The sequence below is a fragment of the uncultured Bifidobacterium sp. genome (assembly GCF_949292005.1).
Classification (GTDB): Bacteria; Actinomycetota; Actinomycetes; order Actinomycetales; family Bifidobacteriaceae; genus Bifidobacterium.
Genome location: NZ_CASEXV010000014.1, coordinates 1 through 18,010 on the forward strand (window position 1 = coordinate 1; position 18,010 = coordinate 18,010).

An 18,010-nucleotide genomic window follows, 5' to 3' on the forward strand; every position below is an offset into this window, starting at 1 on the left:
ACGCCGCGATGTTCTGCGTCGTCGGCTCGTAGTCATGGGCCTCGACGGACGTGTTCGACATGACGCTCGTCACCGAGACGTACGTGCCACCAAGCTCCTTCGCGAGTGATCCCCACTGGTTGATGCTCGCGACCACTGATATGGTTCCCCCGTCTGCATTGGATGACGCTCCCTGCCACGAGCATGCGGCCATCCCCATAGCCACGAAAACCGACGCAATGGCCGCGCCCGCGCGCCTGGCCCATGACCATCCGCGCAGCATCCGGCGCCTTTCCATTGGTTCCATTGGTTTCATAGATTTTATTGGATCCATAGGATCCATTGGTGTTGATGTCATGACGCCGTAGCCTTCCCCCTCCGTGCCCCAGGGACCGTCTTCCGGGCGATCATAGGGCATCGTCGTGCTTTACCAGACCAAGTATACAATAATGGGAACCGTTCTCAATAAGGTGTGTCGTTGGAGGGACTCGACGATCACGCGGACCAAAACTCCAGAAAATCGGGTTACCATCGGAATGTCGGCAGCTTGAAGAATTGGCCGTAGACAACGGAAAGGGCAGGTGACATGGCACGCAGTCTCGCGAAACGCACCACGTCATCGAACGAGTATCTCTGGCTGATGGTCGGAGCCCCATGCGTCGCCTTCATCATCGCCGCGGCCCCAGCCCTGCAGCAGCGGACATCCTCGTTCCCCGTTAACAGCATCGTACGTGGAATGTCCGGACTGATACTCCAAGCGCTTCCTTTCGTCCTTCTGGGGGTCGTCGTCTCCGCGGCGGTGGAGACATGGGTGGATGCCGACATGATCGCCAGACACCTTCCACACAGACGATCGACCGCGATGCTCGTCGCGGCGCTGTCCGGAGCGGTCGTTCCCATATGCGACTGCGTTGTCGCGCCCACATTCTCCAAACTCCTCAAACGTGGGCTTCCCCTGCCCGTGGCAGTGACGTTTCTATGCGCGGCTCCGATCCTCAACCCCATATCGCTGGTTTCGACATGGTATGCGTTCCCTCATAACCATATGATGGTCGCGGCCCGCGCCGGCCTGGGACTTGCGACCGCGCTGGCGGCTGGATACGCGATGGCGATCCTTCCACCGGGCGGTCTTCCGTTGCGCGAGAACGATCCAACTGCCTCGGCGTCCTCATGCACCCACACGCCCCCAAAGAATCCTGAGGCAACCGTCGTCACCTACCTGCGTCACATTCACGACGATTTCCTCACCCTCATGCCGCTCGTGCTCATCGGCGTTGCCATCGCGACCGTGGTACGCGTCTCCTTGGGCGACAACCCCGCATCAGGGCTGTCCGCAACGACCACCATCGTCGCCATGCTGGCGATGATGGCCTTCGCGTATCTGGGATCCATCTGTTCCTCCACGGACGCCGTCATCGCGGCCAGCCTGGCATCCGTCATACCCGCGCCCGCGCTTCTCGCCTTCCTTGTGTTTGGCCCGATGATGGACGTGAAGAACACCCTCATGCTTATGTCCGCTTGCACGGGACGCTTCACGGCCAGACTGATCGCGACAATCGCCGTCCTGGCGTTCCTGATCTGCGCCATAACCATTCCGCTGACGGAAGGGCTGCTGTGATGCCTCCACAACGCGGACTCATCACGGTCCACACGCCCGACGTCATCCACGCCTTGTGTCTGGCGGGATTGTCCACCGCCTTGGGCTGGAGCGCATGGAGCGGCTCGTACACACAGCTGGCGACACCCCGGACCCTACCATTTTTGGTGTTCGCATCCCTGCTGACGGGAATCCTCGCGCTTCTGTCCATCTCGGGCCGGTTGGGCATCACCCCACGGAAGTTGCGGGCCACGTTGGTGGCCGTCGTCATACCCACGCTCGCCATCGTCATACCTCTGCACACGGCCAGCACAAGCTCGGGATTCGACGAATACGCCGGCGGACGGGCCATCGCCATCACGACCACAAGCGGGAAGGGACTGCACGGACTCGACAGGACCAGCCGTCACATCACCATCTCCAACGACGAGTTCGCGGACTGGTATCAGACCATCGACCACAATCCATCAACATACGTGGGGTACACGGTCACCGTCACCGGCTTCGTGAGCAGGGACGACACCTCGGACGCGTCGGAATCGACATCCTCCACCGAGTTCGGGCTCTCTCGGCAGTTCATGTCCTGCTGCATTCTCGACATGACTCCAATCGGTTTCACCAGTTCATGGTCCTCCGCCGCCACGCTGAGGAACTATCGGTGGATCTCGGTCACCGGAACCCTGACCGAGCAACAGATCGGCCGCGTCGGGCACCGTCATCAAGGCGTGGTGCTGGCAGTTTCCAGTGTCTCGTCGGCACAGGCTCCCACCGGCTATTTCTACCAGCCATAACCACTGATTTTCAGAACATCATCGACTTAGGGACATCATCGAGCGAGGAACGTCGTAAGACCGCCCCGACTACTCCTCGAATCCCGCCAGCGTCGACCTACCGCCCGGACTCGGCCGACAGACGTCCGTCTCGCATGGTCAGGACACGATCGCACTTGTCGATCAACCGCGTGTCGTGGGTGACCATGACTACAGCTCGACCGCCCTCATGCGCCTGACGCGCGAGAACATCCACAACATCGAAAGCCCTCTGAGAATCCAGACTCGCGGTCGGCTCATCCGCCAGCAGCACATCCGGCTTCCCATACAACGCCTTTGCGATGGCGACCCGTTGCCGCTCTCCCCCGGACAACGACTCGGGATAGGCGTCCGCCACGGCTTCGACTCCGAACTCCCGAAGGATGGAATCGACCTGAGCCCGGTCGCCCACAGCCCCCCGCCGTCCGATGGCTCTGTCGATTAGCGCGAACTGCTGGCGAACCGTGAGGAAAGGCACAAGATTCGATCCCTGAAGAACAAAACCAATATGACGAAGTCGAAGCGCGGCACGCCTGCGTCGCGACAACCCGGACATGGCGACACCGCCGACCCGCACAACACCCATGTCGGGGGTTCGCAACCCGCCGGCGATGGTGAGAAATGTGCTCTTCCCGGATCCGGACGGTCCGACCACAGCGACAAACTCGCCACGCGCGATCCGCACATCCGCGGGGCGAAGAGCATGCACCACATCATCTCCGTCGCGATATGACTTCGACACCCCCTCAAGACTCAACGCCACAGAGGAAAGGTCATCTGAGGAAACTCCATCTGAGGAAAGGTCGTCCGACTTCCGTCTGATTCCAGTCATCCAATCGCCTCCACCGGATCGATCCGTGATATCACACGCACCGAGAACAACGCCGCCGCCAAAGCGGACACAACAAGAAGCGCTCCTGACAGGGACACAAGCATGGCATCGGTACGATACGGAACCGCGTCGGGAAGAACCGCCGACGTGCCCCATGTGGCCAGCGCGCCGACGAGCACGCCTGTCAGCGAAAGGATCATGGTCTGCGCCACGATGGACCTGCCCAGGAACCCATCCGAGATGCCCTGCGCCTTCATAACTCCGAATACAGCACGTTTCTGCAGCGTGAGCACATAGATGAACACACCCACAACCATGGCCGCGATGGCTATGAGGAAACCGATCATCAGACCGAAGGTGAGGACCTGCGCGCGGTATCCGGGAAGATCGTTGATGAAATCCGAAATCGAGGACACCGACACGTCCGAAGGAGCATGGCTGACCGTCCCACGCACGACCACGGCGTTCACCGTGCTGTTGGATGACACCGTGCCGCTGGAAGCTCCCGCACCACTGGAGGTCACTGTGCTCGACGAGAACAGCCCGTCAAAAGTCGCCGAGGACATATATACCACGGGAGCCACGCTGAGCTGGGCATCGCGCGTGAATCCCACAACCTTCAGCTTCCCTCCGTCCGAGCGGGCCACATCAAGCCGATCCCCCAGACGAACACCGTAACGAGAAGCGAATGTCAAATCGACCACAACCTCACCCTCCGAGGAGAACATCCGGCCCTGTGAAACCGCGGGAGCAAGAAAGCCGTCACGGGAAATTCCCAGAAGACTGGCGTCGATTTTGCTCGTATTCCCATCCGATCCGGATCCATCGGCATCGGTTTCCACCACCGCCGAACGCTGCGAAAGAACCGCCTTGCTCTGGGCCTTGATCTGCGAGATCTGGGAGGAATCAAGCGAGGACATGGCCAGTGTCCCATTGGAATCATCGGAAAGGACGACCTCGTCGGCGTTCCAGGAGTCAATGGCGGAACGGTTCTCATGCGCGAGTCCATTCGACAGTCCCGCGAGAAAAAAGACGAGATAGGAGATCAGCAGCACAACCAGAACGACAAGGGCATAACGAAGCCTCTCGTGGCGTATTTCGTTGATGGCCAGAAACATGCGGCCCCCTCGGATTCGACCGGTGGCTCCCACCGGTTCCCTCCTCACAGCTTCGCAGAGATGCGGCGGCCACGACCCATGCTAAGCTGCCGGCGCAATCTCCACATCCTGCGAGGCATCCGGGGCATCGACCTCCACATGGCGATTCTTGCGATCGGCGATCGACGTCAGAGCCCACAGGATGCTCGTCACGTCGATGACCTCCTGGATGATGGCCCCCCACACCGCGGGGATCAGGCCGAATCCCGCCACGATCATGCATAGCACGGCGGCAATGAGCCCTCCATACACGGCCTGGCGCATCACCCGTCTCGTCTGTCTCGAAATGTCGATCGCTCGGGGAACCATCGCGATGTCGTCGTTCATGATCACCAACTGCGCGGATTGGGACGCGGCGTTCGACGATCCATCGGTCATGGCCACCGAGATGTCCGCCGCCGCAAGCACAGGAGCGTCATTTACACCATCGCCGACCATCATGGTGACGACGCCGCGATCGCGGATGCCCATCATCCGACGCATAACCTCGCGCAGCCAGACACGCGCTCCGCGATCAGCCAGACGTTGCGGACGAACGTCCCTGGCTTGACGAACCGCCTCGACCTTGTCCTGGGGAAGAAGACCGGATCGCACGTCCCCAAGCCCGACCTGGCTGGCGATGGCCTCCGCGGACACCGCGTTGTCACCGGTGAGCATAGTGATGTGCGACACCCCCATCCTCCGCAACCGAGACACGGTCGAGCATGAATCGCGTCGGGCCACGTCGCGTAGCACGACGCGGCCGATGATGGCTCCGTCGCATCCCACATAAGCCGCCATCTCATAGGACGTCAGATCGGGCAGATCCGCGAGGACGGGAGCCACCGGCTCGGACACCGAAACGAATGAAGGCCGTCCCACGCGAATCAGATGACCATCGACCCTCGCCTCGACTCCGCTTCCCATGATCTCATGCGCGTCCTCGACCCGAGGAGCGCGATGCGACCCGCCTGCCAAGATGTCCCGTGCGGCCCGCTCCACGCCTTTGGCAAGCACATGCGAGGAATAGGATTCGACCATGCCCGCGACAATAAGAAGTCCGTCCGCATCGATCCCCAACCTGTGAGAACGCTCGGTCAGATCGACCCTGGACACTTCCGGACGCTTCACCGTCAGCGTTCCCGTTTTGTCGAAGAACACGTGGCTGACCGATCCCAGATCCTCAAGCACATCCTGAGCCTTGATGACGATCCCATTGCGCGCGAGCCGTCCTGTTCCACCCATGAAGGCCACCGGAGCGGCAATCAGCAGGGGACATGGCGTGGCGATGACCAAAACCTGGGCGAAACGCAAGGCGTCGCCGGACGCGGACCATGCCAGAAAGGCGATGGCGAACGACACGACAGTGAACGGCACCGACAGCATATCCGCCGTGCGAACCGCAGCCGGACGTGAGTCCTGGGCGGAACGAACGAGGTCCACGATCTTCTGGTACTGCGAGTCACGGGACTCCGCAACCGCCCTCACCGTAATGGCTACGCCGGTGTTCACCGCACCGGATGCTATCTTCTCGCCCATTCGCATGTCCACAGGCAATGGCTCGCCGGTGATCATCGACATGTCGACCGTGGCGCCATCCTCACGGACGACGCCGTCGACGGGAACGATCTCACCAGGTTTGACGAGAAGAACGTCTCCCACATGGACGGCATCCACAGGTATCGTCTCCCACTCGTCGGCCCCAAGACGACGATGCGCCCGCGATGGGGCCGCATCCACCAATGCCGCCAGATTCCGCTGAGCGCGCGATTGGGCGTACTCCTCGATCGCGCGGCCCGAGAAAATCATCACCACGACGATCCAACTCGCCCAGTACTCATGCACGACGATTGTGGACATCAGGGCCACTATCGCAAGGATATCGACACCGACATGGCCACGACGGATGTTGCGGATCATTCCCACGACGGACACGACCACGGTGACGATGGCCACTCCCACCAGAAGCGATGCGGCCACGGACCTCATCGGACCCCACAGCACGCCCGCAGCCGCACCTGCAAACATCAGTGCGATCAGAGCGAGTGTGTTGCCCCGCGACACGGCCATCGTCCTGGTCGTCCGGTTCCCATCGCTTCGTCCCGCGCGCTCCATACGGAGCCTCCCATCGTCCCGCCACCTCCACGGTGGCCGTCTCAAGCTGACCGAACTCAGCCTAAGACACCCAAAAACGTTGGAATCACAACGTTTTGAGTTTGATGGGGCGAACTTGCCCGCTTATGGAACCAGGTTGGACGGAGCGGTCACCGCCCTCCCTCGGTCAGTTCCCCGGCAATGGACGATGTCATCCACCGGCAGACATCCGGCGTCTCCAATCCCTGGGACAGGAGGAACATGAGCTTCGTGTACGTGGCCTCGAAGGTCATGTCGTCGGACCCACAGACCCCCTTGCGATCCATTGCCGCTCCGGCGCCATACCGTCCGACCATCACCTCCGCCTGCGGACATTGGGATGTCACCACAACGGGTATGCCGCAATCCGTCAGATCCGCGATCAATGATGACATACCGGGCTCGTCGCTGGGTATGTTGCCCACGCCGTAGGTCCGCAGAACCACGGCCTCGGGTCGGGGGTCGACCATGCAGACGAGACGCTGCGCGCGGACGCCGGGAACGAAGGTGATAACCGGAACGTCATGTCGACCGTACGGACGCGGCGTGTCCCACCCACGCCCACCCATGTCGATATGCGCCCAATGCCACGGGGTTCCGGACTGCGCTACCGGTCCCGTGGACGGTGCCTCGAAACCTTCGAAAGCCCATGACGAGCGCTTGGTCACCCTGTTCCCCACGAAAAGGTGGTGTCCGAAGAACAGCGTGACCCCACGGGCCTTGCCGGACAGCGCCGCGTTAATCGCGCCGGTGACGTTGGCCGTCGCGTCCGACACGATATTGCCCAGAGGGTGCTGCGATCCTGTGAGGATCACCGGCTTCCCAAAATCCGTCAGGGCGTACGACAGGGCCGCCGCGGTGAAGGCCATCGTGTCGGTGCCGTGGAGGACGACGAACGCGTCGGCGGAATGGTGGTGAGACCACAGATCGTCGATGATCGCCTGCCAACTCTCGGGAGTGGCGTTCGAGGAGTCGATCAACGGGTCCAACTCCGTCAGCGTGACATCGCCGGGCCTCAGATCCGACTCATCCTCAAGGAGTCGATACAGCCATCCGCTCAGATCCGCGCCAGGGACAAGCCCCGCCGCCGACTCCACCATGCCGATGGTGCCACCGGTGTATGTGACGTGGATGCGGGTCATCGCCGCTCGCCCACTTCGATCTCCGCGGCCTCCCGCGCAGCCTCCTCCGGAGTGAGCACATCCGGCTGGTCATCGGACAGGTCGATGCTCTCCAGCATCTGGTCGTTGATACGTCCCCTCACGGCATACCACCCGACCACCATGGCCACAACGACCACCGCGAAAAGCGCAAGCGTCCATCGGCCCGAGGAACTGACGAGGTTGGATATGACGACGATGATGAAGAAGGCCAAGGATAGATAGTTCGTGTAGGGCGCCCCCGGCATGCGGTATGCGGGCCGCGTCTCACGTCCCTCCTTGACCTTGCGCAGGAACGCCAGATGGGTGACGAGGATCGCCGACCATGTTCCGGCGATGCCGATTCCGGCGAGGTTCATGATGATGTCGAAGGCGTCCGACGGAAGGACCGCGTTCAAAACAACGCCAAGAAGTCCCAGCGCCGCCGTGATGGCGATTCCGCCGGCGGGGACGTGGTGCTTGTTCATGATCCCGGCGATTTTCGGTCCCGATCCCGCGAGCGCGAGAGACCGCAGGGTGCGTCCGGTGGCGTAGAGTCCGGCGTTCAACGATGACAGAGCGGCGGTGAGCACAACCACCTGGATGATGGAGCCCGCGTAGGGAACGCCCAGTCCGGAGAAGAAGGTGACGAACGGCGACTCGTTCGATGAGTACGCGGTGTAGGGAAGAACCAGGGACATCAGCGCGACTGATCCCACGTAGAACACGAAGATGCGGATGATCATCGAGTTGATGGCTTTGGGAAGGACCTTGCGCGCCTCTCCGGCCTCGCCGGCGGCCACGCCGACCATCTCGGTGCCTCCGAACGCAAACACGACTCCCAAAGTGAGCGCGAAGACGATCGGGAACCCTTCGGGGAAGAACCCTCCATGCGAGGTGATGTTCGCGAGTCCCGCATGGCTGGAGCCCACTGCCGCTCCGGTGACGATGGCCCAGATGGCCACCACCATGAAGATGAGAATCGTGGCCACTTTGATGGCGGCGAACCAGAACTCGGCCTCACCAAACAGCTTGACGCTCATGAGGTTCATCACGAAGACGAGTATCAGGGCTCCCAGCGCGAGAATCCACTGCGGAACGACCTGCAGGCTCTTCCAATAGTGGAAGTAGACGGCCACGGCTGTGATGTCGGCCATGACGGTCGTCGACCAGTCAAGGAAGAACAGCCAGCCCGTGACATAGGCGCCTTTCTCACCAAGGAACTCTCTCGCGTACGACACGAAGGCACCGGACGAAGGCCGCCTGATTGCCAACTCCCCCAACGCACGCACCATAAGGAACGCGAAGACGCCGCATATCGCGTAGGCGATGGTCAGCCCCGCGCCTCCCTGAGACAGGCGTCCTCCGGCCCCGAGGAACAGTCCCGTTCCAATGGAACCGCCAATGGCAATCATCTGGATATGCCGAGGTTTGAGATCCTTCGCGTATCCGGAATCTCCGGCATCGCGGGTCGAAGATCCCTGCGACGTATCGACTTGCGTGGATGGCGTAGTCATGAACGCGCCTTTCTCGATGGAATTGTACTTCTCGATGGAATTGTGGTCATTCGGCACCCGCGCTGATCACGCGATGCGTTTACTCGTAATATAACGGCAATGTTTCCGAAACATATACATGCCCGACCAAACGTTCAGCGTATTCCGGATTCCAGCCGTTAGGCGAAGATGGCAGTGAATATCCATGCGCCAACAATCGCGCCAAGAATAGGCGCTACGACCGGAATCCACGCCTCGGACCACCTCGACGACCCCTTATGGGGAATGGGAAGGATCTGATGCAGAAGACGGGGCACAAGGTCGCGGGCGGGATTCAGTCCTGGGCCGGTGGGTCCTCCGAGGGACGTCACCAGTCCCCAAACGATAAAGCCCACGACGATGGACGCGGCCGCCGGATCCTTCTGACCCCAGGGAAGCGATAGCACGCACAGTGCGCCGAGGACAAGGATCATGGTGCCGAAGAACTCGTTGACGAAATAGTTGCGGCGCCATCCATCGGCGTCAGTGGTGCTGAACGTCGCGAAGATGGCCTCGGAGTCCTCCGTCTCCTGATAATGCGGGTAGTACGCCTCGAAAACGATAAGCTGTCCTGCGGCCGCTCCCAGAAGCTGGGCGACGATGTAGGGAACGACAAGCGACCAGCTGAACATGCCTGTCACGGCCTGTGCGATGGTCATGGCCGGATTGATGTGCGCCCCCGAAACTGCACCGAACATCAGCACTGGGAACATGACTCCGAACCCATAGCCCATCGCGATGTTCAGCCAGCCCGCGCTATGCCCTTTTGTATTCTTCAGTTCGACGTTGGCCACCGCGCCATTGCCGAAGACCATGAGTATCGCGGTTCCTATGAATTCCGCCGCGAGTTTTGTGACGAGGGAGTATTCCACTGCCGTTCTTTTCTCTCACCGCGCGAACATCGGCTCCGGCGCCGGGCGCGTGGAGGCACGAAGACGCCGGGTCTATGGCCGCGCTTGCTGTTGTTGGTAGTCGCGTCTGGAAAAGACGACGCAAACAGATGTCCACTGTACAACGCGCCGTCCCCTTATGGCATTGGGACGACGTGCGGTCCGACTACATCAGCTCATATGCGGAATCTCTTATCCTGTCGAGGATGCTGACGCTTTCGGGAATCCATGACATGCACACGGGAAAAACATGGCCGACAGTGGTCCCCGGGGCAGGTTTGATGTCATGAAGCTCGAAATCCTTCCCTGCCCGTGCCAGATGCGCACCCAGCTCCAGAGTGTCCGATTCGAGGAAATCATCACTGCTTGTGAGAAGGAAGGACGGGGGAAGGTCGACATTGCGCACAATGCCGTCGTAGAAACGATATCTTTCGTCGACGGATCCCATCGTTCCGAAGAATGACGGTCCCAGTATGTCCACCACGCTTCGCTGACCGGAACTCTCGGCGGAAGACCAACCACCCGCGTACGGGGCCAGGTCGTAGAGTCCCGACACCAGAACCAATCCGGTCAAAGTCAATCCCAGTTCCTCCACACCAAAGGAGCGGGCCATGCCGCCCGATCCAAGCATCGATGCCGTGTAGAAGGCGAGCGTTCCACCCGCGGAATCACCGGTGAGGAACATCCGGCCCGAATCGACCGGATAGTCGGCCAGATGCTCCCTCATCCATATGAACGCGGCACCGAGGTCATGCAGTTGACCCAGGAAATCCGTTTGAGGCGCCGGCCTATAATTCAGCGACACGACGGCGAAACCCCGGTTCGCCAGATGCACGCAGAAATTCCGGTTCAACTCCTTGTACCCATAGACGAAGCCTCCACCATGAATGTCAACGAACACCGGAAGCGAGTGCCCACCACGAACAACGGCATCGTGGGGAAGATACATATCAAGAAGGTGCCCGCGGATGCCGTCATCGACATAAGGGATATCGGTGATGGCATCCACCCCCTCGGGCATATGCCAATACGGCACCCTTGACATGTCTCCGGAGGCAAAGGCAAGGCGCGTCCTCAAAACGGCATCAGCGACATCGGGAGGGCACTGGCAATCCTTGAGGTCATCGCCGATCTCCGTCCATGTCGCGTCGCGCGGATCGCCCGCACGGGGAGGCCACCGATCACTCCCCGCGCCAGGCATGGCGGTCTCCGCCCGCACACGACCACAGCAACCATCCGATGAACCATTCCCACCTGCATGCTCAACATCCATCGCAGCGCATCCTTTCCTTTGCTTTTTCGCACCGGCACATTCTTCGCAGTGATACATACGTTCCAACGCTCCAGCCGTGGTACGTCGTCCACCCGATCAGATCCGTTCAATGACCACGAGCCGCGACATGAAGTCTCCACCCTTGCGTCCAGTTCCCGGCGACACCGCCTGTGGCATGAGAATGCCCATATTCATGAGTTCATCGCCATAGTAGGAGGTACCGTTTGACGCGAGCACGGCCTGATCCGCATGAGCCGCCTGATCTGCCGCAGAGTCGAAGGGCCGCACGACGTAGAGGGATCCGGGCTCAAGGCCGCGCGGATGGATCCGACAAGTGGGAGGATTCGGGTGGCTGAGGATTCGCAGACATTCAACTATCACGATCGAACCATCATCCGCTGCGATCTGCCAGGACATCAGATTCCCATCCCCTTCGTAGGGGGATGCGAGACGCGAGAGGATGCCCCTCTGAAGCACCTCACGATGCGAGACATAGAAGGAGATCTGATCGCGCATCTCGGCGAGCTCCACGGTGGACGCCGCGGAGAGATCAAGCTCGTATCCCAAGTCGCCGAAGAAGGCGATGTCTGCCCGGGTTGACAACGGAGTGATCCGTCCCGTCTCATGATTGGGAACGGCCGACACATGCGCGCCCACGGTCGATTGCGGATATCCGTAGCTCGTCGCGTACTGTATCAGAGCCCTCTCCACCGCGTCCGTGTCGTCGCTCAGCCACGCCTGCGGCGCGTAGTACATCATCCCCAGATCGAACCGGCCGCCACCAGAGGCGCATGACTCGAACAACACGTCGGGGTGCTCGCCGACAAGGCGTTCGTATAGCGAATAGACGCCAAGGATGTATCTGTGGAAGAACTCCCCCTGTCTGTCCACGCCAAGGGACACGCTGTATGCCTCGGTGATGTTGCGGTTCATATCCCATTTGATGTAGTCGATGCGCGCATCGGATATGATGCGGGACATCGCGCGCGCGAGATGATCCACAACGTCGGGCCGCGTCATGTCGAGAACATACTGGTTGCGTTGCGGGGTGAGGGCGCGCTCCGGCGGACCGACCATCCATTCCGGATGAGCTCGATGCAGGTCGCTGTCGATGCTGACCATCTCGGGCTCGAACCACAGACCGAATTCCAGTCCCATCGCATGGATCCGGTCACTCAGGGATGTGATTCCTCCGGACAGTTTTCGTGGGTTGGCGACCCAGTCGCCCAACGACGTCGTGTCATCGTCGCGGTGGCCGAACCATCCATCGTCAAGGACGAACAGCTCGACTCCGATGTCCTTGGCGCGACGGGCGATGTCGAGAATCCTGCCCTCGTCGAAATCGAAATAGGTGGCCTCCCAGTTGTTGATGAGAACCGGTCTATCGCGCCGTGCGAAATTCTGGTTGACCACATGCCTCATGACGAATTCGGACATCCTCGCGCTCAGACCATTGAATCCCTCATCGCTCATGGAAACCACAGCCTGTGGCGTGGTGAAGGACTCCCCCGGCCCAAGCGTCCACGAGAACTCCTCGGGGTTGATGCCCACCTGCACGCGCGTGATGTCATAATGGTCGACTTCGATGCGGTTCCTGAAATTCCCGGAATAGATGATGTTGAATCCCCATACGACGCCACGGTCCTCTCCAGCATCGGGCCTGGCCAGCATGAAGAAGGGGTTGTGCTGGTGACTTGACGCCCCCCTGACGCTTTGGAGTTGCTGAACGCCAGGCCGCAGACGCGTCCTCGTCAGATGATTCTCACGTGACCATGCCCCGGAGAGTTGAAGAAGATCATAATCGCTGTCCGGAAGATCCAACGACAGGCTCATGGCCGATTCGACGACAACCGCCTGCGACCCATCGTTTACGATCTCGGCTGAGCGCGCGATCACGTCCTGATGGGGAAAGACCGCGTACCGAAGCCTCACCATGCATCCGATAAGCACATCCCGAAGGTCGATCGTCAGGGTGTAGGAGTCGTCGAAACCGTCAGAACCGTCAGCGAAGGAGCACGGAATCCCTGCCACGCGTGAGACCCCATCCTCGGACGAGCATCCCTCGTAACGGAACTCCGTGATCCGACTGCCGTTCCCCTGCCGCACGACGAAGGCCGGAGTCCGGAAATCGCCATGTCCCCACGAAGGATATTCGAACATGTGCAACTCGGGCTGCATGTCACCCGATGCAAGATTCCACGACGGCGACGAATCCCGTTTCTCGATGTCGACGGGGTCGACGAAGGCGCCGCGCCTTCGTAGGACCGGACCCGCATAGAGGTGCTCGATCACACCGTTGTCCAGAACCCGGAAAACGTAGCTTAACGAGTCGGTCCGCAGGTGGAAGCATCTGTTATGTGAATCGACATCCAACAAAACGGTCATTCTCGACACCTTCCGTCCACGCGTCACTCTCGGCGACACCATTCGTCGCGTCATCGGGCCCACCGCCTCATCACGGAAACAAACCCGTTAGAGAAAAACCGTAGCAGACCATGCCGATGACGCGCAGGTCGCGTGGGATCCTTCCATGGTTGACAGACTCCAAGCGGATTCAGGGAGGCATCATGCTTGAGCCAACACACACATACACGCCGTCAGCGGACCGGTACAAGGTCTCCTTCCCTACCGACGCTGCGGCGACAGCGGACTACGCCTTCCGGCCGTATCTCTAGGATTTTGGCATAACTTCGGGGACACCGCGGCGATGGAGCGAATGACGTCGCTGTGCCTGACGGCCTTCGACAACGGCATCACGCATTTCGATCTCGCCAACAACTACGGTCCGGAACCCGGAAGCGCCGAACGCAACGCCGGCGAGATCATCAGACGCCAGCTGGCCCACCATCGCGACGAGCTAATCATCAGCACCAAGGCAGGATACGAGATGTGGGCCGGACCATACGGCGACCACGGAAGCCGTAAATACCTTCTGTCCTCGTTGGATGCGAGCCTGCGGCGTCTGGGATTGGATTACGTTGACATCTTCTACCATCACCGCCCGGATCCCGACACTCCTCTCGAGGAGACCATGGGGGCGCTGGCCCAGGCCGTGACAAGCGGAAAGGCCTTGTACGTCGGACTTTCCAACTACGACGGGGAAAGGCTCAAACATGCGGCCTCCATCCTCACCGATCTCCACGTCCCATTCATCATCGCGCAGAACCGTTACAACCTGCTCGACCGGACCATCGAATCCAACGGACTGCTAGACGCGACACGGTCGTTGGGCAGAGGGCTTATCACGTTCTCGCCTCTTGCCCAAGGCTTGCTGACCGATCGGTATCTAAGTGGCATACCGCAGGATTCCCGCGTCGCCACCGACCACCGGTTCCTCCATAAAAGCGATGTGGACCGTGTCCATTCCCAGATCGTGGCACTGGCGAATATGGCCAAAGAACGTGGACAGACGCTGGCCGAGATGGCACTCGCATGGCTTCTGCGCGACGACAGCGTCACCAGTGTCCTCATCGGAGCCTCCCGCCCCGCTCAGATCATCGACGACATCCACGCCCTCGACGACACGACGTTCAGCCGTGAGGAACTCAGCCGCATCGATGATGTGATCATGCACAGATAACCGGGCTGTCTCAGTACCACTGTCCCAATAACGAAGACGCGTCCGACGAATCACACTCTCGTGGGAACACATCGGACGCGTCAGAGCGCCAGCAAGGCAGCGCCAGCCGAGTGGAACCTAGCCAAGCCTGACCGGAATCACCACGGGAAGGTCGCAAGCCTCGACATAACCGGTCAGACCGCCATTGACAACTGGTGGAATAAGGTTGACCACAGGCGCGGCCGACGTGACATACCCCTCCCTGTCCGGTATCAGGCCGTCAATCGTCGCGTCGACCACCGCGGGCAATCCTTCGATGTGGATCGTGTTGGATATGGGCAGCTCAGGAGTCTGCTTATGGCAGACCTTATGCACGTATCTCAGCACCGCCATCTCATTCCCACCCCTCATAAGGGCCATGGTGAAGCGATGGCCGTAGATCGATCCCTCGGGAACCGGCCCTTTGATGGTTTCCAAATCGCATGGAGCCGTGAATATCTCATGCCTGCAGGAGAGGCGATCGTATGTCAGACCGATCCGATCCGCGATCTCATATACCCCGGACGAATAGTACGAGTAGATGAACTTCGCCAGAAGGTCCTTATCGGAATCCAGTTGCGGATACCGTGACGGATCTGAGCCATATGAGAAGACGTCGACCCATCCGGAGGTGTTGTGCCAGTCATCCTCTCCCGATTGGACGACAATCCTGTCGACGCGTCCCATTGTGCCCGCGATGACAAGCGGGATATACGATGCGTAATCGCCCGGCAGCAGTCCGAACGGGACGAATGCGACTCCATGGCCGCGGGCATGCGAGTCGAGAAGCGCATACACCTCCGGCTGACTGTCCTTGCAGTGGTAGACGGGTATGGTGGTCGCGACGTTCTTTCCTGCGTCCAGCGCCTTGACCGTACGGACGGCCGACGGCATGAAGGTGCCTTTGTCGTCCATCTCGGTGGGGCAGAAATCCAGAACGATGTCGGCATCCATGGCGAGCGCGGCGTCGATGTCCGACGTGACCGTAACCCCGACGGGTTCGAATCCGAACAACTCCCCCGCGTCCCTGCCGACTTTTCGTGGATCGACATCGACGGCCGCCACCAATTTCAGTGTGCTTCGACGTTCGGATATCATTCGGACCGCGGATCTTCCCACGTTCCCCAGACCCCAGATGATGACCTTGTATGTACGCATAACGCCTCCGTCCTTTCGAAGGGGATCCGCCGCGCGGTGCCGGCCGTGGACTACGTTGTCCCGAGCGGCTTGCGGCGCGTCCGGATGAGTTCCGGATACGTCACAACGTACACTCGGATTCCGGCCGCCACGCTCCGTTTCTCCAACGCCTCGCGACGCGTTTTCGGACAGGTCCATCCCAACGGCATCATGCGTGTATCGGCATTGGGGATACCCCGAACATCCATAGAAGGTTCCACGTCTCCCGTGCCGTTTGACGAGAGTCCTCCCACAACGAGGACAGTTGCCGATTCGCGCGAGAAACTCATCGAAATCGTGTCTGGAATCCAACGTCTCCACATGCTTTCGCCGGGATTCGGGAGAGTCCCGGTTCAACGCGACAATGCCCTCAGCCAACTCCCTGACGCTCGTCCCATTCATCACAGGATCACGGTACAGCTCTATCATCTGTGGAAGATCATTCCATGACACGACTTTCGTATTCCAGGTGCCCTCATCAACCGTCAGAATCGTGTGCGGGGAAAATGCCACAATCGACACGAACGCATGTGGAGGAACCTGCGGGAAATGTTTTCTTAACGCGGCCACATGCCTGAAATTCTGATGAATAGGGTTCATGAACCTATACTCATGGCCACCCAGATACTGGACCCACTGGTTGGAATCCTTATGCCCATAGACGTGTCCCTGGTAATTTTTGGTCTCGATGACGAACACGCCCATCGCAGAGACGACGACATGGTCGATCTGTGTCGTGCCACGTGAGTCTGGGATGATGATTCCATTGATCACAATGTATTGATCACGCGGAAGAATCCCCAGAATCATCGCAACGGTGGCCTCACCATCATTGCCTTTGCGCTCCTGCATGGACATCCCGCGCCATCCGTCATAACGCGAAACTGATGGCGGCCTGCTTCCTCCATGCGCCCGGCGCCACAAGACACGAATGATTCTAATTGCGACAAGCAACACAATCACTGCCAGGACCAGATTGACGATCAAAGTCACAACCGCAAGCTCCGGCGTCGTGTCCATATTGCCGGACTCCCCCATATAAGACATAGATCCGTCATCCCCTATCCTCTTCCCCGCCGATCCCTTGGCTCAGCTTTCGACCGGCAGGATTCCGCGGCAATGGGGAAAACGCGAACATCCATAGAACCGCGTTTCAGCTTTTTCCCCACGTCTGGCCGTTCGTAGAACCATCTCGGAGCCACACCGGGGGCACGACGGTCGAGATGACGCCCCATCCTGCGCCCGTCCACTCACCGCGGATTGGTCGCTGGCATCAGCCGTCTCGTCGGATTCATGAACATTCGCGTCGTTGTTCCCAGCCGACTGCGAAGTCTCCTTCACGTCAGTCACCCCAACCGTCGCCACAACCTTTGACTCAAGCATCGACGAAGTTGCCGCCTCCGCCTGTTCGGCAGGCCGAGAACCCGCTTCAGCGGTTTCGGATGCGCGATCGTTCGCGTCCTTGAAGAAACGGGCGAGCTCCTCCATCTCCTTATCATTCATCGCAGCCCGCTCGGCACGCTTTTCCACGTCGGTTATATACTCCTTCAGACGATCCGCGCGAATGACCTGATCGCGAACATCCCGTGGAGCAGCTGTGGCATTGAGGACGGTTCGGGGATTGGCCAGAACGACGACCGACCGATACGTGTCGTCGAAGAACCGCTCAAACAAAGCTCGAGCAATCGTACCTTTAGCGGATCCACGAAGCGCTTTGATCAGTTCAAGATGCCGCTGGTTCTGAGTGATCGGCGAGTAGATTCCCTCACGTCTGCGATAGTGGCCTCGGGACAACAGACGGACGAAATCTCCCTCTTCAGTGATTTCTATATCACCGTACAGATTCTTGCATTCGATCACGTACACGAGCTTTCTCGCGACGACAAGAACATCTATCTGCGCCGCCAGCCCAT

13 protein-coding genes and 1 pseudogene are annotated in these 18,010 nt (G+C 60.0%); 3 read left to right on the forward strand and 11 right to left on the reverse strand.

Going from position 1 to position 18,010, the window contains the following annotated elements; translation table 11 throughout:
* Window positions 1-277: zinc ABC transporter substrate-binding protein (locus Q1X90_RS00535; RefSeq protein ID WP_300765709.1), on the reverse strand; the 277-nt coding region annotated here is incomplete at its 3' end.
* A 288-nt stretch (window positions 278-565) separates the two neighbouring features.
* On the opposite strand from Q1X90_RS00535, the gene Q1X90_RS00540 reads away from it, so the two are divergent.
* Window positions 566-1,597, forward strand: a complete 1,032-nt coding sequence (locus tag Q1X90_RS00540) for a permease (protein WP_300765710.1) — start codon at window positions 566-568, stop codon at window positions 1,595-1,597.
* Window positions 1,597-2,367, forward strand: a complete 771-nt coding sequence (locus Q1X90_RS00545; RefSeq protein WP_300765711.1) for a TIGR03943 family protein — start codon at window positions 1,597-1,599, stop codon at window positions 2,365-2,367. The genes Q1X90_RS00540 and Q1X90_RS00545 overlap by 1 nt, the downstream gene beginning before the upstream one ends.
* 97 nt (window positions 2,368-2,464) lie before the next feature.
* Here the strand turns inward: Q1X90_RS00545 and Q1X90_RS00550 are convergent, their stop codons facing one another.
* The 8 genes from Q1X90_RS00550 to Q1X90_RS00585 all read right to left on the reverse strand — a co-directional run bounded on the left by Q1X90_RS00550 (window position 2,465) and on the right by Q1X90_RS00585 (window position 13,708).
* A complete protein-coding gene (locus tag Q1X90_RS00550; protein WP_300765712.1) occupies window positions 2,465-3,217 on the reverse strand; it encodes an ABC transporter ATP-binding protein in 753 nt (250 codons plus the stop codon).
* Window positions 3,214-4,335: an ABC transporter permease gene (locus Q1X90_RS00555; RefSeq protein ID WP_300765713.1), complete on the reverse strand. Its 1,122-nt coding sequence runs from the start codon at window positions 4,333-4,335 to the stop codon at window positions 3,214-3,216. The genes Q1X90_RS00550 and Q1X90_RS00555 overlap by 4 nt, the downstream gene beginning before the upstream one ends.
* Window positions 4,336-4,416: 81 nt before the next feature.
* On the reverse strand, window positions 4,417-6,423 hold the full coding sequence (locus Q1X90_RS00560) for a heavy metal translocating P-type ATPase (protein WP_300765714.1): 2,007 nt from the start codon (window positions 6,421-6,423) through the stop codon (window positions 4,417-4,419).
* 194 nt (window positions 6,424-6,617) lie between these two features.
* Complete coding sequence (locus tag Q1X90_RS00565) at window positions 6,618-7,628, reverse strand: asparaginase (protein WP_300765715.1); 1,011 nt, start codon at window positions 7,626-7,628, stop codon at window positions 6,618-6,620.
* The gene (locus Q1X90_RS00570) at window positions 7,625-9,142 is read right to left on the reverse strand and encodes an amino acid permease (protein ID WP_300765716.1); all 1,518 of its coding nucleotides are present in this window, start codon (window positions 9,140-9,142) and stop codon (window positions 7,625-7,627) included. The genes Q1X90_RS00565 and Q1X90_RS00570 overlap by 4 nt, the downstream gene beginning before the upstream one ends.
* Window positions 9,143-9,300: 158 nt before the next feature.
* Window positions 9,301-10,032, reverse strand: coding sequence for an MIP/aquaporin family protein (locus tag Q1X90_RS00575; RefSeq protein WP_300765717.1), 732 nt, complete (start codon window positions 10,030-10,032; stop codon window positions 9,301-9,303).
* Window positions 10,033-10,216: 184 nt separating this feature from the next.
* Window positions 10,217-11,323 carry an alpha/beta hydrolase gene (locus Q1X90_RS00580; protein WP_300765718.1) on the reverse strand — a complete coding sequence of 369 codons (1,107 nt, stop codon included), beginning with the start codon at window positions 11,321-11,323 and terminating at the stop codon, window positions 10,217-10,219.
* A gap of 96 nt (window positions 11,324-11,419) precedes the next feature.
* Complete coding sequence (locus Q1X90_RS00585) at window positions 11,420-13,708, reverse strand: alpha-galactosidase (RefSeq protein ID WP_300765719.1); 2,289 nt, start codon at window positions 13,706-13,708, stop codon at window positions 11,420-11,422.
* Window positions 13,709-13,890: 182 nt separating this feature from the next.
* On the opposite strand from Q1X90_RS00585, the pseudogene Q1X90_RS00590 reads away from it, so the two are divergent.
* Window positions 13,891-14,903 (forward strand): annotated as a pseudogene (locus Q1X90_RS00590) (aldo/keto reductase).
* 117 nt (window positions 14,904-15,020) lie between these two features.
* Here the strand turns inward: Q1X90_RS00590 and Q1X90_RS00595 are convergent.
* On the reverse strand, window positions 15,021-17,144 hold the full coding sequence (locus Q1X90_RS00595; RefSeq protein ID WP_300765720.1) for an NERD domain-containing protein: 2,124 nt from the start codon (window positions 17,142-17,144) through the stop codon (window positions 15,021-15,023).
* A gap of 42 nt (window positions 17,145-17,186) precedes the next feature.
* A partial coding sequence (locus Q1X90_RS00600) for a topoisomerase DNA-binding C4 zinc finger domain-containing protein (RefSeq protein WP_300765721.1) occupies window positions 17,187-18,010 on the reverse strand: 824 nt, incomplete at its 5' end.

What these genes read in the sequence shown, in the direction of transcription:
- Q1X90_RS00540 (WP_300765710.1), top strand. Translation starts at nt 566, where the DNA reads ATGGCACGCAGTCTCGCGAAACGCACCACGTCATCGAACGAGTATCTC.
- Q1X90_RS00545 (WP_300765711.1), top strand. Translation starts at nt 1,597, where the DNA reads ATGCCTCCACAACGCGGACTCATCACGGTCCACACGCCCGACGTCATC.
- Q1X90_RS00550 (WP_300765712.1), bottom strand. Translation starts at nt 3,217, where the DNA reads ATGACTGGAATCAGACGGAAGTCGGACGACCTTTCCTCAGATGGAGTT.
- Q1X90_RS00555 (WP_300765713.1), bottom strand. Translation starts at nt 4,335, where the DNA reads ATGTTTCTGGCCATCAACGAAATACGCCACGAGAGGCTTCGTTATGCC.
- Q1X90_RS00560 (WP_300765714.1), bottom strand. Translation starts at nt 6,423, where the DNA reads ATGGCCGTGTCGCGGGGCAACACACTCGCTCTGATCGCACTGATGTTT.
- Q1X90_RS00565 (WP_300765715.1), bottom strand. Translation starts at nt 7,628, where the DNA reads ATGACCCGCATCCACGTCACATACACCGGTGGCACCATCGGCATGGTG.
- Q1X90_RS00570 (WP_300765716.1), bottom strand. Translation starts at nt 9,142, where the DNA reads ATGACTACGCCATCCACGCAAGTCGATACGTCGCAGGGATCTTCGACC.
- Q1X90_RS00580 (WP_300765718.1), bottom strand. Translation starts at nt 11,323, where the DNA reads ATGGATGTTGAGCATGCAGGTGGGAATGGTTCATCGGATGGTTGCTGT.
- Q1X90_RS00585 (WP_300765719.1), bottom strand. Translation starts at nt 13,708, where the DNA reads ATGACCGTTTTGTTGGATGTCGATTCACATAACAGATGCTTCCACCTG.
- Q1X90_RS00595 (WP_300765720.1), bottom strand. Translation starts at nt 17,144, where the DNA reads ATGTCTTATATGGGGGAGTCCGGCAATATGGACACGACGCCGGAGCTT.